Origin of the sequence: Leptospira sp. WS58.C1, assembly GCF_040833995.1 — a bacterium.
GTDB classification, from domain to species: Bacteria; Spirochaetota; Leptospiria; order Leptospirales; family Leptospiraceae; genus Leptospira_B; species Leptospira_B cinconiae.
Genome location: NZ_CP162137.1, coordinates 601,872 through 617,895 on the forward strand (window position 1 = coordinate 601,872; position 16,024 = coordinate 617,895).

13 protein-coding genes are annotated in these 16,024 nt (G+C 41.3%); 5 read left to right on the forward strand and 8 right to left on the reverse strand.

All coding sequences use genetic code 11. The features are described from left to right. The first annotated feature begins 3 nt into the window (after positions 1 to 3). Positions 4 to 900, forward strand: a complete 897-nt coding sequence (locus tag AB3N61_RS02775; protein WP_367898426.1) for an esterase/lipase family protein — start codon at positions 4 to 6, stop codon at positions 898 to 900. Between the two features lie 6 nt (positions 901 to 906). Here AB3N61_RS02775 and AB3N61_RS02780 read toward each other — a convergent pair whose 3' ends face one another. The 4 genes from AB3N61_RS02780 to AB3N61_RS02795 form a co-directional block, all read right to left on the reverse strand. Then, complete coding sequence (locus AB3N61_RS02780; protein WP_367898427.1) at positions 907 to 2,577, reverse strand: DUF6055 domain-containing protein; 1,671 nt, start codon at positions 2,575 to 2,577, stop codon at positions 907 to 909. 39 nt (positions 2,578 to 2,616) lie between these two features. After that, positions 2,617 to 4,518, reverse strand: coding sequence for a CASTOR/POLLUX-related putative ion channel (locus AB3N61_RS02785; protein WP_020768572.1), 1,902 nt, complete (start codon positions 4,516 to 4,518; stop codon positions 2,617 to 2,619). Between the two features lie 125 nt (positions 4,519 to 4,643). Next, positions 4,644 to 5,060 carry a hypothetical protein gene (locus AB3N61_RS02790; RefSeq protein WP_157186885.1) on the reverse strand — a complete coding sequence of 139 codons (417 nt, stop codon included), beginning with the start codon at positions 5,058 to 5,060 and terminating at the stop codon, positions 4,644 to 4,646. A gap of 290 nt (positions 5,061 to 5,350) precedes the next feature. Beyond that, positions 5,351 to 5,962 carry a TetR/AcrR family transcriptional regulator gene (locus AB3N61_RS02795; RefSeq protein ID WP_367898428.1) on the reverse strand — a complete coding sequence of 204 codons (612 nt, stop codon included), beginning with the start codon at positions 5,960 to 5,962 and terminating at the stop codon, positions 5,351 to 5,353. Positions 5,963 to 6,117: 155 nt separating this feature from the next. Here AB3N61_RS02795 and AB3N61_RS02800 point away from each other — a divergent pair, with 155 nt between their 5' ends. After that, positions 6,118 to 6,981 (forward strand): thioesterase family protein, encoded by an 864-nt coding sequence (locus tag AB3N61_RS02800; RefSeq protein WP_367898429.1) that lies wholly within the window; start codon positions 6,118 to 6,120, stop codon positions 6,979 to 6,981. Positions 6,982 to 7,033: 52 nt separating this feature from the next. Further along, positions 7,034 to 8,359 (forward strand): thiolase family protein, encoded by a 1,326-nt coding sequence (locus tag AB3N61_RS02805; RefSeq protein ID WP_020768696.1) that lies wholly within the window; start codon positions 7,034 to 7,036, stop codon positions 8,357 to 8,359. Positions 8,360 to 8,429: 70 nt separating this feature from the next. Here AB3N61_RS02805 and AB3N61_RS02810 read toward each other — a convergent pair whose 3' ends face one another. Both AB3N61_RS02810 and AB3N61_RS02815 read right to left on the reverse strand, forming a co-directional pair. Next, the gene (locus AB3N61_RS02810; protein ID WP_020768543.1) at positions 8,430 to 9,326 is read right to left on the reverse strand and encodes a bile acid:sodium symporter family protein; all 897 of its coding nucleotides are present in this window, start codon (positions 9,324 to 9,326) and stop codon (positions 8,430 to 8,432) included. A gap of 19 nt (positions 9,327 to 9,345) precedes the next feature. Continuing rightward, complete coding sequence (locus AB3N61_RS02815) at positions 9,346 to 11,676, reverse strand: SpoIIE family protein phosphatase (RefSeq protein WP_367898430.1); 2,331 nt, start codon at positions 11,674 to 11,676, stop codon at positions 9,346 to 9,348. Between the two features lie 332 nt (positions 11,677 to 12,008). Here AB3N61_RS02815 and AB3N61_RS02820 point away from each other — a divergent pair, with 332 nt between their 5' ends. After that, a complete protein-coding gene (locus AB3N61_RS02820) occupies positions 12,009 to 13,085 on the forward strand; it encodes a hypothetical protein (RefSeq protein ID WP_367898431.1) in 1,077 nt (358 codons plus the stop codon). Between the two features lie 73 nt (positions 13,086 to 13,158). Here the strand turns inward: AB3N61_RS02820 and AB3N61_RS02825 are convergent, their stop codons facing one another. Together AB3N61_RS02825 and AB3N61_RS02830 are read right to left on the reverse strand one after the other, a co-directional pair. Then, positions 13,159 to 13,743 (reverse strand): hypothetical protein, encoded by a 585-nt coding sequence (locus tag AB3N61_RS02825; protein WP_020768627.1) that lies wholly within the window; start codon positions 13,741 to 13,743, stop codon positions 13,159 to 13,161. A 57-nt stretch (positions 13,744 to 13,800) separates the two neighbouring features. Continuing rightward, entirely contained in the window at positions 13,801 to 14,622 is an 822-nt protein-coding gene (locus tag AB3N61_RS02830) for a plasmid partitioning protein (RefSeq protein WP_367898432.1), read from the reverse strand. A 348-nt stretch (positions 14,623 to 14,970) separates the two neighbouring features. Here AB3N61_RS02830 and AB3N61_RS02835 point away from each other — a divergent pair, with 348 nt between their 5' ends. Beyond that, positions 14,971 to 16,020 carry a DUF3089 domain-containing protein gene (locus tag AB3N61_RS02835; RefSeq protein ID WP_020768615.1) on the forward strand — a complete coding sequence of 350 codons (1,050 nt, stop codon included), beginning with the start codon at positions 14,971 to 14,973 and terminating at the stop codon, positions 16,018 to 16,020. The last annotated feature ends 4 nt before the right edge of the window (positions 16,021 to 16,024 follow it).

Below are 16,024 nucleotides of genomic sequence, written 5' to 3' on the forward strand. Positions count from 1 at the left end.
CGAATGAAGAGAGACCATCTTACTTACCTTCCCGAAAAAGGGAATATCCGTCCCGTAATCGTACAACATTTAGCCGAGATCTATCACCATATATATTATTTTTTCTGTCATATCCTGGGGATCTTTATAGAACTTCCGGATCATACCGAAGGTTACAAAAGACCTATCGTATGTGTTTCCGGATTTTTAGGAAGAGGTCTGACTTGGGCTGCGATGCGTAAACATCTAATCTCTCTTGGACATCCGGTGTATGTGGTTCCACTGGGATTCCAGACGGGAAACATCCGCAAAAAAAGTAAGATACTCGAAAATTTCCTAATAGAGAAAAATATCAAAGATTGTTATTTGATCTGTCATTCCATGGGAGGACTGATCGCCGCCGGTTTAAGTTATAAAGGAAGAGACAGGGTTCGAAAAATTTTCGTGGTAGGGTCGCCTATGCACGGAACTTATATGGCTTACCTTGCTCCTATCTTTCCTTGTACCTGGCAAATGATGCCCGGTTCTAAATTAGTGAAGGAAGTAGTGGAAACTTATTCAAAATTTCATAATGTACAAGCCGTATTTACGAAGGGAGAAGGTATCGTCCGTCCTTGGGAAAGCGCAACCCTTGGCCATTTTGACGATGTTGAGATCCCGGAATACGGACATCTGAACTTATATTTAGGACCTCTTGGAATAGAGTGTCTAGGTTCCTTAGTGACTTCGGAAGAGAAGAAGGATCCGCTTCCCATCAAACAAAAACCGGTCGCCAAGGAAGATATTAAGAAGGAGTCTGTTGCATCCGCTCCTTCCAAAAAAACTTCTCCTAAAAAGCAAGCGGCTAAAAAAACAAGTCCTGCTAAAAAGAAAACGGCCAAGTCTTCCCCTAAAAAAGTAAAACCTAAGAAGAAACGTTAAACTTCTTTATAGTTTCGGCGGAAAATACGTAAGAGATTTACCGCCGGAGTCCCATTTCCTTGTTCCAGTCCCCCAAACAGTAATCGAATTTTTTTCGGAAGTAAAACTTGTGGTCCCATCCGGGAATACATTCACCTGGTATTTAGGAGTTTCCAAACGATACGTACCATTCTTAAAAAGATATACTCTTTCCTTTCTCGGAGATTGGAATACACCTTCTACCTTACCTTTCAGCGATTCTACCTTCAAAGAAAAAGGAATTCTAATATCAGGAATGGAGGAAGGATCAGTAATGTTTATCAACTCCGCAAGTTCTTCCGTTTTAAAAGAAGAAGCTTCCGAAAAAGCAAAAGGTAAAGTAATTGTTCCGATAATTTCCCATTCTAAAAATTTCGCAGGAAGATCTTTCGTTTCGGATCCCAAATAGCTCAGCAGATCCGACTGTAATTTGGAAACATTCGAATTGAGCACGGATCTTAATGCGGAATCGATACTTTCTCCCTCGCAAGTTTTATCCCAAAGATCCCTGATTTTTGAATTCCCATACTTATGAGAAATAAAATCCATTGCCAGAAATCCTGCTAGATAAGGATCTGATCTTTCCAGTTGTAACTTGCTCTTCTTTAGAATAAAATTTTCGTAATATTCTCTATACTTTGTACCTTTGTGTTTAGGCCAACCGAAATGGGCAATAAATTCTGCATGACCTTCTACAAGCCAAGCAGGCTGAGCGATAGGCGGTTGGATTTTTCCGGTTCGGATTGCGCCACATCTGATCTGCTGCATATGATGAGTGATTTCATGATACACCATATAGGAGGGTTGGGTCGAATGTTGATACCTTTTGACCTCAGGATCCGGATCTTCCACGATCATATCCTTTTCGGGACTCGGATCACAAAAACTGATCCCGTAAATTCCGCCTCTACCACCGCTGCAAGCGATCCCGGCTAAATTATTGAATTCTCTGAAGGACTTCGTATCCTGAAAAAAAGCTACCAGGATCCTGGATGACGGTTTCAGATCGAAATCACTTTCCGCTTTTTTGAAAAAATCCGGAGTGGTTTTGGATTCGGTAAACGCATGAACAAAAAGAGAATTTTTAGGTTCGAACTCGAAAAGAAAACGATCTTTCTCTTCGGAAATATTTCCGTATCGTCCAGGTTTGGTAAATCGAAAGAATTTGTTCTCAGCTGGATTCTCATATAAATACTCCAATTTGCCGGATACTTCATAGAAAGAAGCTCTGATCTGTGAATTGTCCGGATAGATCAGGATTTTTTCGGATTGGCAGCTCGGGCATTTTTTAGGATAAGAATAGATCTTAACTCCTTCTTTTTCCAATGCCCATTCATCAGCGGATCTTTGGAGAAAGCTTGTGCCATCTTTCAGATCCCATTTGTAAAATCCAGGACTCCATTGATACACCGTTCCGCCGTCAGGGCCGGTATAATATCCTGCTTTATTCGGGATTTTTAATACAAATTCTCGCCCGTTCGGAAAGTGGAATTTATCAAATTCTTCCCAATTGGACGGAGCGGTTTTCCGGCTCGATAAAATGAACTTGGGAATATCCGAGTTATATGCTAAATCCACTTTAGGCGCTTGGCCTTGCGTAAGAATTGGGGAGACGAAAATAAGAGTATAAACTATGATCTGAAAATTTTTTAACCTCACCGTGTTTCTCCCGTATTATTAAAGAAGAGGCGAAATGAACTAAGACTGGTCTTCCGATAAAACGATCAAAGAGTCGGATTCATGTAGCGAAAAATATTCTGACTTATCCGGGATCAAATATACTCCGTAACCCTTGGATTCGTCCGTTTCCTCCGAAACGATCCTAATCCCAAAACATGTCTCTTTTCTTTGTTGTGCTGCGTACATACAATCCGCAAAATTTACACGTTTAGGAAAATCCTCGAAATATAAGTAGGCAGGTTTAAGATAGATCTCGCTTCCTTCCGGATCGAATAAACTTTCATAAACCCTCATAACATCGGGTTCTTGGGAAACCTGAGCCATCATCTTGGAAACGAATTGATTGGAGATCAGAAAGTCTTTCACTCCGGTTTCCAAAACTAATTCCGTATTTTCCGAATTCATGATCTCGGTGATAAGTTGTGTCTCGGCTTTTTTGCCTCCAGATAGTTGTTTTTTCTTAAAGTATTGGCGAAACCTTAACAATAGAGAAATTGTCCTGGCGTCCACTTCCTCGATATTCTCCTTCTCTTCCGCTAAGAATATTACGGAATCATACTGTTCCGGAGAAAGTTTTTCCAAAATACCTTCTTGGGAAAGGTTTGCTACCAACGATCTGAGTTTGATCTGGGGATATTTAGTTTTCAGTTTTGCAAGCGTTGTCTTAATCTCTTCGTTGGATTCGTTTATCAGAAGATCTATTTGGGAATCCGGAGAAGAGAATTTTGCATATTCGTCCACGATAATTTTACTTTTGGAATTCCATCCGATGATCAGTTGTTTGTCGATCGGCCTTGATAAACTGGTATTCGGATAAGATAGAGCTGCAGTAACGATCACAGGTTTATCATCGAATTTGATCTTAGAGTCGTCTTCGGCAAGAATGATCGCATCCTCTTCATTCTCCGGAAGATATTGCGGATCGGGATTTAAAACGATTTCCCCGCTGATCTTTCTAAAACCTAACGGAACCGATTCCTTAAATCTAAATGAAATTTCGGAATAGTTTAAACCTCTCCAACCGTTCTTAGGTTTATAAAAATAGATCTCATTTCCTTCAAAACCGACTAAATTGGAATACACGATCGCAAGACCGGAAGTCCTGGATGTTTGGACAAGTAATTTGGAAAGAATACTTCTTTCGTCCATGACCTGTATGGATTCGGAAAGATCCGACGCAATATTCCGATTTTCTAATCCATGGAGTTCTGCTACGACGGGAGGAAGACCGAACTCTCCACTTAAAGCTACAAGAGCCATGATGGATTTTAAAACTTTCGCATCTCCTACGGATTTACCTTCTTCCGATTCTTCTGAACCTGCAGGATTTAGTATGATGATACTTTTCGCTTTTGACGCATTTACTTTTTTTAATGAATGAAGATGAGAAGGAAGTCCTGACCTGGTGATAATTTTTGTGGTCTTAGTATCTTCGAGATTTTCGGAAAGAAAATCATCCATTTCCTCCTTGTCTCGGTCGGCGAGTACTACAGCCGCTTTTCCCGATTCGGAAGAGTTAGCCTCTATCAATTCTTTTAATATTTCAATCGTTCGTATCCCGAATCCTAAAATCAATGTATGATCCGATTCTAGGACATCACTTTTACCTTTTCTGAGTTCTTGGATTTTTTGGTCGAATTGGTTCGTGATAAATGCGACTAAGCTGGAGAATAAGACTAAACCGGAAAATACGCTTAGTATTCCTACGAATTTATTGAACCAGTTGGATTCTCCGTCTTCTGCAACCGCTCCTGCATCGGAGATTTGTAAGAACACTCTCCATAAAAAATCACCAGATTCTTTAATGGATTCATCCGGAAACAAGAGTGCACCCAGTATTCGTATTAAAGATAAGAATACGAATGCTCCTAAGAATAGGGTCATTAGCGCCGCGAAGACGGAGCCTCCGCCTCTAGACATAAAATTATCGAAATGGTAGCGGAGCCTTTTGAAAAGACCTGGTTTCTCTTTCATGCGAGGTGAAGAGTTAAGTAATAATTATTTATTTCCAGCGGAAAAATGCAGGAAATTTGAAATTTATAGGATCAGATTCCGTTTGTACAGCTAGCCCAATTAAATTGGAAATTGTAATTTCGGATCGATCCGGTCACGTTCACAGTATCCGAAAAATTGGATTTGTTCCTTAATTGACCGGAAATAGTTCCTGTCATCGGACCATCTACTCCATCTATATCCCCATCCGTATAAGCTTGTTGTAATTGAAAATTGTCGTCGAAATTTTCGTACACATTAGAACTGGAATCCGTATATTCAAAAACAAATCCTTCGCTAAGTACCATAGTGCCGATCTCTTTCGGAATTTCCATATACACTTTTTCGGAAGAATTCGAACTCCAAGGCTGGGGAAACGGTAAAATCTCTCCGGAGTTATTATAATTCGGATGCTGCATGGAAACGTTGGTATGCAGAAGGAAACTGACCGCATCGACTTCAAGATTCAATTCGCAGTCGGGGCAGGCTGCTAAAATAAGTTGTGCATTTGCAAGGCAGAGAGGATTCCATCCTCCTTTATTTGAGTCATCTTCTAAAAAATCTAAATTTAAAAGAGAACATTGCAGAGTAAATAGAAGGAGGAATGCCCAAAACGGGAAAAGCACCCTTAAATGGCGAAACAATTTGGAAAAGGTTTTGTTCCCTATCATTTAGGTAACTATACCATGATTTTTTTGTCTTTCGGACATTTTCTTTTGAAAAAATATCCAAATTGGATGATTTGTTATAGGATAGAGGCTTATTTAGCTATATAATCTTCGAAAATCTCACGAAGACTGTCTTCCATTTCTCGGATATAACGTAGATCTTTAGTCATTCTCCAAAGAGTGATGGAACCATGATACGCCATCAACACTCTTCTGGAGACATATTGAATATCCATGCTTCTGGAAAATTGACCGGAGGCAACCGCGCGGCTGAGATAATCTCGGATCATCTTAGTCCATTTTTCAGCGATACCTTTTAGAAATTCCGTATATTCCGGATCGGCATCCATCACTTGATTTGCAAAACCTGCAAATGGATCTCCGAAAAATTCATGATGACGGATCTGTCTTTCTTTCAAGATCACCCAGGCTCTTAAAAATTCTTGGACCTCTGGATATCTTTCCATGAGAGAGGCTAGATCTGAAAGAGTCTTTTCTTCCTGGCGAGCGAGGTAGGCGATCCCTAGTTCCTTTTTAGAAGGAAAATGATCGTAAAGACTCGCAGCCACTGAGCCGGATTCTTGGATAATCTGTCTCATTCCGGTATTGGAAAATCCCTGTTTATAGAAAAGATCTGTCGCAGTATCCAGAATTCTTTCGCGGACACTGGCCCCGGAATCTCTTTTTTTTCTCTGAGCGGTCATGTGCTTAAATACGTTATTTTTTCAGTATTGCCCTAAAAACCTCGTTTCGTCAATAGAATTTGGGTTTAACGTATAAAAATACAGAACGAACGTTCTGTATTTTTTTTATTGCCCCGATTTCCCCGGGGTCTAAGCTAGTGTCAGGACGGTTCAAAATGTCTGTTACGGAAAAAGAACAAGTCAGAACCAGATTTTCGGATCTAGATACACAAAGACATACAACTAGTAGGACTTATGAGGATTCTTGTTTAGGGGATAGGTATCGTATCTTAGAAGAAGCGGGTTATTCTTGGAAAAGAATGCTCGAAGAATCGGTTCGATTACAAACCGTTGGGGCGGATATTCGTTTTCTTGCCCAACAAATGGAAAACACGGAATTATCCATACGCACTAGTTATCGCTCCGGACAGGATGGCCTATTGGCCTTCTCCCAAGAAGTTTTGGATCCAAACGGAAAAGTGGCGGCAGAGATCAGAACATTAGCAAGAACGGAGAAGGATGGAAAACCTTTCCAACTCATCGCTGCCCAAGATCCTTCCGAGGAGCTAATCTCTTCTTTCGAATCCGTACCTTCTTTTTCCGGATCTTGCGAACGGACACTTGCGGAAAGAGATCTATTTTACTGTGAAAGAAATCCATTCGGTGACTATAACCCTTCTCACTATTGGAGACTATTGGAAGAAGGTCGTTGGAATTTTACCGCAGAATGTGGACTGAGCCTGGAAGATCTGGTCGCAATGGACACCACACTTTTCTATATGGGTGGGAAGATCCGTTATCGTAAACCTCTTGCCGCTGGCAGAAGGGCAAAAGTGCAAACTTGGATCCATAGTTTTGATAAGATCTGGAGCCGAATGAGACAAGAGGTCAGCGACTCCGAAACAGGAGAGATATTAGCGGAATCCATGGACGATCTGCTCGTAGTTTCCGTAAGCAAGTCCAGGCCTAAAAAACCCGGAGATGATCTGCTGAAAATATTCGCGAGAGTCACCGAGTTCCCTGAAGGAGGCCCCAAATGAAATATTATCTTATTTTAATGAACGTACCAAATAAAAGGTCTGGAGAAAGACAATGAAACTCGATAAAAAATTGGCGATTTGTACGCCAAGAAGAACTCCCTTCGCTCAAATTGCGAAAGCTTTAGGACCCTATCCTGGCCATCACTTAGGTCGTATAGTGGCTGAAGACATCATTGCAAAGAGTGGCGTTAAAAAAGATCAAATCGACGGGATCGTAGTTGGAGAAGGATTCTCTAATGCTCCGAACTCCGCGCGAGTGATCGCAAACTTGATCGGACTTAGGGACGAAGTTCCTTCGATCACAGTTTCCAATAACTGCGTATCCGGTATCGAAGCTCTTTCCGAAGCGGCTCGCCGTATCATTCTTGGAGAAGGAGAACTTTTCCTAGTAATCGGAGAAGAGTCTCAAACTTCTATGCCTTTCGTTGTGAAAAACGCAAGATTGAACAAGAAAGCGGGATCTTTGGACAAACTGAAAAAACTTCTTCCTGATAACCTTCCTGAAGGTGTGGAACTTAGAGACACTCTGGAAGACGGACTTGGCGACGGTGAAACTTCCTACGGAATGCAAGTAACTGCTGAGATCCTTGCTCAGAACTACGAACTTTCTCGTGAGATCACCGACAAACTCGCTTTCGAATCTTTCAAAAGAGCATTAGAAGCTTCTAAAGCAGGAAAATACGCTCCATTCATCATCCCGATGAAAGACGAAGACGGAACCGAGCTTACTATCGATGAGGCAGTCGGACTTCGTGAAGGACTTGTTGAAAACCCAAGCCGTATGGGAAGAGCAATGCTTCTTTTCGACAACCCTCAGATGAAATTCGACGAGTTCAAAACCAAGTATTCCAAATATCTTGAAAAATCTCACGGGCCAACCGTTTCCATCTTCAATGCGAGCCCTCGTTCCGATGGAGCAGCTGGTGTTATCTTAACTACGGTAGAAAAAGCGAAAGCTCTCGGATTAAAGATCGAAGCGGTACTTTCCGGATGGAAAATGAAAGGTGTGGATCCCAACTTGATGGGGATCGGACAAGCTTATGCAACCGAATCACTTCTTACGGACACCGGAGTTAAGATCGAAGACGTAGACTACGTTGAGATTCATGAAGCGTTTGCGGCAACTGCAGTAGCGGCTCTTGTTCAGATCGAAAAAGATACCGGTTGGAAATGGGAGCAAAAATTCGACGAGAAGAAGATCAACCCTAACGGTGGATCTATCGCGATCGGTCACCCTTTCGGAGCTACCGGTATCCGTTTGGTGAATAACGCGATCATGGACCTGCAAGAAGATCCTAAGGCAAAAAAAGTGGTTATCACTGCTTGTGCTCACGGTGGAATTGCAGGAGCAATGCTCATCGAAAGATTCGAAGGTTAATTTTTAACCTCTTAAATCGTATTAAGACCCCGAGGAAGGAGACTTCTTCGGGGTTTTTTATGTTTAAGGTTTAACTTGCTCTTTCTAAAGATGGTTGGTCCAAAATGGATCTTCTATTCTTTAAGATGAATAGTCCGAATACTAATGCAGTTACAAACATGAGCAAACTATAAGTAATCGGGACCACCGTCATTGTAGGGACTTGTAAAATGGTCCCTGTCACTAAAAGTGCTGTAGTCCCATTTTGGATGCCTAATTCAAAAGCGATCGTTACCGCTTGGGTCCTACTTAAACGTAAAAGTAAGCCCAGTAAAAATCCGAGACTGATACAAATACAATTCATAGTCAAAGCAGCGACGCCACTTTGAGCAAAAAATCCCCACATTTTTTCCCAGTTCTGTTTCACTAAGCCTGCAATGATTGCAAATAAAATGATCATCGAAAAAACTTTTACCGGTTTTTCGCAAGCAGTCGCAAATTTTGGGGAATAATTTTTTACAACCATTCCGATCCCGACTGGAAGCACAGTGATGATAAAAAGTTGGAGGATTGTTTTGAGTATTGGAAGTTCTATCGTTTTTCCTTCCCCCATAAAATATACCATCGAGTAGTACGTCAAAAAAGGAAGAGTGAATGGTTTGATCACGCTAATCAGAGCGGTTAATGTTACCGATAAAGCTACATCTCCTTTAAACAAATACGAATACATATTTGAAGTCGGGCCGGATGGGCAACAGGATAAGACCATTAATCCCACAGCCAACAACGGTTCCAGATGGAACATGGTTGCAACCATAAATCCTAAAAGCGGTAGTAGCAAAAGTTGGGCTAAAAGTCCCACCAATACTGCCTTAGGGAATAGAGCCACTCTTTCGAAATCTTTGAGCGTCAAAGATAGCCCCATCCCGAACATAATTATAAAAAGTGAGATCGGAAGCACTATCTCCAATAAAAATCCACTTTGCATTTTTTTTCTCCTTATTGTTTTAATTCGTTTCTTTTGTTACGAGTCTTGCGGGTTGGCCGTTCGTTTTAATCGGCTCTTTGGAAAACGAATATTCTATCTTTAAAAAGGAAATATCGTCCGTAAGATATTCCTCCATATCTTGGTAGATCTTGTGTAGATCTCCTTTCGCTTCTTCTATCCTGGAAAGGAAAGCTTCTTGGTTTTCATTGATCTCTTTGCTTCCATCTTCTCGGATACCTACAATCAGATCGTCTTTACCGTCAGAACCTATGAACAAAGAATCACCCGGTTTCAACTGAAATGACTGGACCGTAAATATGGAAGATGGATCGAAAGGTAATCCGATCCGATTGAAAAAATGTTTGGTCGGGATCAGACTTGCTTTTCCGTTTCTGTATAAAATGGGAGAAGGATGCTCCGCGTTTACTAAATATGTTTTGCCTGTAGCCTCTTCTATGACGCCGAGGATGGCGGTGACGAGCATACTTCCTTCGAAAATTTCAAACACTTTAGAAAGTTCTAAAAAAGTGGATCTCAACCAGCGTTGTGGAGTAAACTCTATCGTTTTATCTTCGAATAACCTTGTCCTATTTAAGATGGAACCGAATACGGAACCTAAAACGATTGCACCTCCTGCACCTTGGATCGATTTTCCCATTGCGTCCGCGTTCATGAACACGGTACAATTTGCTCCTCCGATCTTGAGGCTCGCCGACATACAAAGATCTCCGCCGATCTCGTGGTTATGTTCCTTGAATACGAATTGTTTTTTCTGGCGAGTAAACGATTCAACGAAAACGCTCCCGTTCCGGATGGTCTCTATTCCGAACGGTTTTAAAAGAAGGGATGTTAAAAAATAATCCCCTTGTTGTTGTTCCAATAATTGAGTAAGCCTGGAAGTTCTGTCTTTTACCTGGTCTTCCAATGTGTCCGCATATACGGAGAGGGCAGTTCTTGCTTCTCGAATGGAGCTTACCATTCCATTAAAAGAGTCCGTAAGAAAACCGATCTCATCTTGGATACGAACTTGTAGCTTAGTATTTAGATCTCCTTGGTTTACTTTTCCGATCCCTATTAATAAATTTTTGAGAGGATTCCAGATCGCACCTCTAAAGAAGAGCCTAAACCCGAAAAGTACGACGAGTACAGTGATGAATAAAATTGCAAAGTAAGGTCTGATAGTTACGTGAAGAAAGTTTCTATATTCTTCGTACGGAAATGTTACTTCGTATTTATGATTTTGATCTTCGAGAGAAAATTTGTATAATACGGATCTTGATCCCACTTTACTATCTTCGATGAAATAACGTTCTGCTTCCGACGGAAAGATGGAGTCGTAATATCCTGAGGATTGTCTTAAGAAACTTTTGCGGAAATCCTGATCTGTTGGAATTCCTACACTCAGACTGGAGTTTGGATTTCTATTTGTTGGAATCCCTACATCCGCAGCGGAGATTGAATTCTGATTCGTCGGAGTTCTTGTATGCGGCTTAGAGTCCGGAACATTCTTCCGAATAAGAATCGAATTCTCCGCTTCTCGTAATTTACTTAGATCGAATGTATCTTCTTGTCTGGAAACGGATGCGAGTCCTATCCAATATAGAATGAGTAAGAATGTTCCCAAACAAATCCCGGTGATCCTGTTTAGAAAACGAGTCTGATCCGAAGTAGTATTGATGTAAAGGACTAGGATCACAAAACTTCCCGGGATCATAAAGAATGTATAAACGGTCAGGAAGTCCGTTCTGGAGATTAATCCTGCCCGGCTCATTCCGTTTGCGATCACGGGAGGGAATATTAAAAGAGAGAAGAATAGAACGAATAACCCGGTAAAACGATTGGATTCCTTAGAGGCAGTCCAACTTCTCCATATTCCCGTTAATATCATTAGGAAAGCATAAACTAAAACCAAAACTCCTAAGATCTTGTTCTCTAACGGAAGGGGGAAAGTCCAGATCTGTTCCGAAAAATCAAATACGGGTTCTTTTTTAAATGTGCAGAAAACATAATATATGGAAAAGGTTATCCAAACGAATAATTGCGTGATTAAGAACCGAAACGCGAATTTTTCTTTTACAGTAATCGGGTAGAAGAAAAAGAACTGCCCCATACAGGAAAATGCGGGAATGACGGCCAAGATCAGCCATCGATGATAGGCAGCTATGGGGGAATCGATACTATAAGCGATCACAAATGCGAACGCGTGGACTGATAATAAAAAAAATGCCCCAGCCAAATAAGAACTGGACTTGGATCTGTTTTTGATTGCGGCTAAAAAACTTGCGAGTACCGCGGTGAAAATACAAACGATCAAAGACCCGAAAGAAAAAAATGTCAGCTGTAAGCTCATAAAGCCCCCGAAGACATATAGCAGGAAGCGTGCCAATCTTAGTTTGAATTTGTACTTTGGAGATCCATCGTATCTTGCTTCGATTTCGCATTTAATTTGTTCCAATCGTTTTGGAACCCAAAACATCGATTGTTTTCAATCAGTATGGCAAAGAACGGTCGATCGATTTTAATCAGTTGCCCATCAGAATGTTGTATCCTTTTGTTTTCCGCACGTTTCATCCGGAAGTTTGATAAATTTCTTTCTGGCACGAAAACTGCTTAAGGAGGTTAGTCTCCTGATTACTTCGAAACGAATTTAGGAGACTCGTATAAAAACCGAGGAGAATATTAATGCGATACGGATGGAAAGGGAATTTAGTGAAAGGACTGATTCTTTTACTATTTCTTCCACTTATGGTTTTGCCGATCTCTGCAGAAGAAAAGGAAACTGCGGAACCGCCGAAGGACAAATGGAGAATATTATTAGGGGCTTTTGCAGGGCAATTTGACTTACAATTACAAACGAAACTTCCGTTCAACTACGTAAACCCAAGTTCCGGTCAAAGAGAAATTCCTTCCTTAGGCAGAGCGAGCGGTCTTACACAAAACGGAGCAATGGATCTGGGAGTAGAAGGAATAGGTCCTCAGAAAGGGTTACAGTTCATGCTCTTAAGCGACTCCTTGGTCTTTCAGGCTTCCTATGCAAGAGTAGATGTGAATTTTGCTCCTCTTAGAAATCCTCCGATCGGGGTGAATACTGCGGAAGGAAACGCAGGAGGTAACGTTTATTCTAGCAGCTTGGACTATTATATGAATATAAGTCGTTTCGTCCAACCGATGGTAGGTGTCGGATACGCCGCTTTCGGAGCTTATTATAAGGCGCGTAATGTTATAGGCACTACTGTGGGCAATGGACTCTATGAATCCTTTCCTACGATAGATGCGGACGACGGATATAGTTCCAATGTGGGCAAAGCAGGACTTCGTATCAAGTTACCGATCCAAAGTTGGTATATCACGCCATACTTTCAATATGCGGGAAATGAATATCATATTAACGTAAGGACCACTGCCGGAACCGTACAAAACAACGTGAACGGTTATCCTACGGACCCTAATGGAATGCTGGATGCTTGGTATTACCAAGGAGTAGGTTCGGTAAGTACAGTGGACTCGATGACCCAGATTTCCAGACAAGCAAGAAGTGCCGGGATCGTTTTCTTTATGGATTATAAAAAGTTCATAAGCCTTACGATCAATGCGAGAAGGAATTTTTCCCAAGCAGCTTGGAATGTTTCCGCTACCTTGATGTTATTCGTACATCCGAATATGGGGATCATGGCGAATTATTCTTATGCTGAACCTGAGATCCTGCTCAGTTTTAACCGATCCTGGGCCATTGGACCGGTATTCACTACTACATTCTAAAAGGATAACGTCGGATAGGAAAATAGAAAATATAAAGGCAGATCCGAAGGATCGACCTAATGCGTAAATAAGACTAATGGTTTCCGATCTTTTTAGAAAGTTCGGAGATCGATAGATCCAAAGATTCCAGTTCCGTTTGGAATTCCTTTCTCCGGGTCTCAGAAAGCTCTTCTTTAAGCTTTTCGAATGTTATGTTCAGGATCTCTCGCAGGTCCTTTTTTTTTCTCAACTGCAAAAGGATATATTCTTCTTCTTCGAAAGTATTTAGGCCCGTAAAAGATCGTTTATTATCCAGATATTCCAATTTCTCCTGGAATACTTTTGCTTTTTCCGTCAGATCCGGATCGGGACGGAATATGTTCTCTCCCAAATTTTCAAAAATCTCTTTTGTCTTGGACAAAAAGGGAAAACCTACTAATTCGACTAATATGAAAGAGTCATTCGAATTTTTATCAGGATCCAGATCGGAAGTTTCTTCTAAATGAATAGATCCGGTGGACATTTCGGCAAAGCTAAAAGGTTCTTGTTCTGACAGGTGGGTCTTAGAGGCAGCGGGTCCTTCCGGATCAGATCCGGAGGATAGAAAATAAAAGCAGAATATTATCGCCGTAAAAAGAAATAAGAAGATCAGAAATCGAAATTTGGATCTAGGTTTCATGTATCCTTCCTAAAAAAAGAATCCGGCGGGGAACACCGGATTCGAATTGGAATTTACTTAACGGTATTGGTTAAACCATGAATATATTTTTCCTGCGGATGCGGACACCCATTCGTGTCCTGCCAGATAATCGGTATATCTATCCGTAGGAATTCCTTGGGACCTCAACTTGTCATAATACAAATCCATGGTCCACCAAGGAACAACAGCATCCAAGAATCCGTGTACAAAGTATGTAGGCGGATGATTGGAAGGAAGAGTTGGAACGATACAAAGCGGTCCGCTGCAAGTTGCATAAGAACCGGATTGGATCGCTAATGCTTTAAATTCTCCCGGAAAAGATACAGCCATACGGCTAGTGTTGTACCCGCCGCTAGAAATACCGGTTGCGAATTTTTTATTCGGATTGATAGGTCCAAAACTGCCGTTACGGATCGCAGCAAATAGATTATTTAAGAAAATATAATCTGCCGTAAGTTCGTAGATTGTAGGCAGGTTGGTTTCCCAGAAAAGATCCAATCCCGCATCCGGAGCGATTACTGCGAATCCGTTATCTAACATTTTCTCGATGACTTTTACTTCGTAATACCCTCCGAACGGCGCTCCTTGTGTACGGGAAAACTGTACGGTAAAGAAAGATCCTTGGTACATAACTACGACAGGCCATCCTCCCGCAGGTGCAGTTCCTTCGGGTACTTGGTATCTGACGTCCCTAAATATCCCCGGTCTAGCTTGGATTTTTTTTGTAGAGTAAGAACAACTAGTCGTCTTAATCAAGAAACCTGTTGTTTTACAACGAGCAGCATCCACTTCTCCGGCTCCGGCAAATAGCAGAGCACCGATGAGTAGAGGCATTAACATTGTGATTCTCTTCAGCATTTTTTCCTCCCCGGGCCGAATTCATTCGGACCGGTATGCTTCCTAAAGCAAGACCTGTGCCTAACGGAAAAAATGTTTTGCATACCGTTTGTTCTACAAAATGGATTCAATATTTTGAATGTATTCACGGAATAGTTATTCTAACAAAATTCCATTGATCATTTTCAATCGCCGAAAATAGACAATTGATTGATTTCAATCGATTTCTATTCCGCCAAACCAATGGAATCGCCGTTATATCGGAGGATCTACAAGTTTCGAACCTTCTCCGCTCGGTACGGATATTGCTTTCTATCCCCTGTAATCTTTCCCAAAAAAATCAAAGGGAAAGAGGAGGACTTCTAGCGCATGAGACTTTTCTTATATTCTTTTTTACTAGTTTGGGGATTTTTATTTTCAAACTGTACTTCGATCTTTCTATATCTGATCAAACCTTCCGGTCCTTTTGCTTCGGAGAATGTTCCGACTTCTCCCGATTATTCTAAAAATGAATCTTGGGCTGCCCTTCCTGAGCTGAAAGATGATCCCGACGAGGTTCCGGCAATTACAGGTTGGAAAGATGGACAAAATGTGGCAAAGGCGGACGTATTCTTTGTCCATCCTACAACTTTTATTAAGGCGGATGGCTGGAATGCGGAGATCGGAACTAGCCTGATCGTTTATGGACTTTCTCCCTTAAAAATGCAGGCCTCCGTTTTTAATGAATCGGCAAAAGTCTATGCACCAAGATATAGACAAGCAGCGTTATACTCCTTTATCGATGATTCCGGAAGCGGAGAGAAGGCATTTGAGATAGCAAAAAAGGATGTACTTTCCGCTTTTGATCATTATCTAAAACATTATAACCAAGGAAGACCGTTTTTTATCGCAGGCCATAGCCAAGGTTCCATGATGCTTATTCATGTATTAAAGGAATATTTGGATCAGAAAAAAGTCCCGAACTTTGTGGCGGCATATCTTCCTGGTTGGGCAGTACATTCTTCCGAGTTTAAGAATTTAAAAGTATGCAAGAACTCAAAAGATCTAGGATGTTATATCAGCTGGAATTCCAAAAAATGGGGGTCCCAACTTTCCGATTTTGCACTTCCACCGGAAAGGTATGTGGGAGGGGTTTGTGTCAATCCAGTGAACTGGACTCCGAACAGTTCCGAAACTCCTAAAGAAGAACATAAGGGCGGGGTTGGTATCCAATTTTCGGGTTTGGATAAGGCTTATGTTAGAACGAAATGTGAAGGAGAAATGCTTTGGGTGGATCTACCTTCTAATCCGAACTACGAATCCAGAAGAGGAAACAAAAAAAATTATCATATCTCCGATTACGGGCTCTTCTATTTGGATATCAGAGAGAATATAAAAGAAAGACTGGAAGAATATTTTAATCGGAAAGGAAAACGTTAGAATT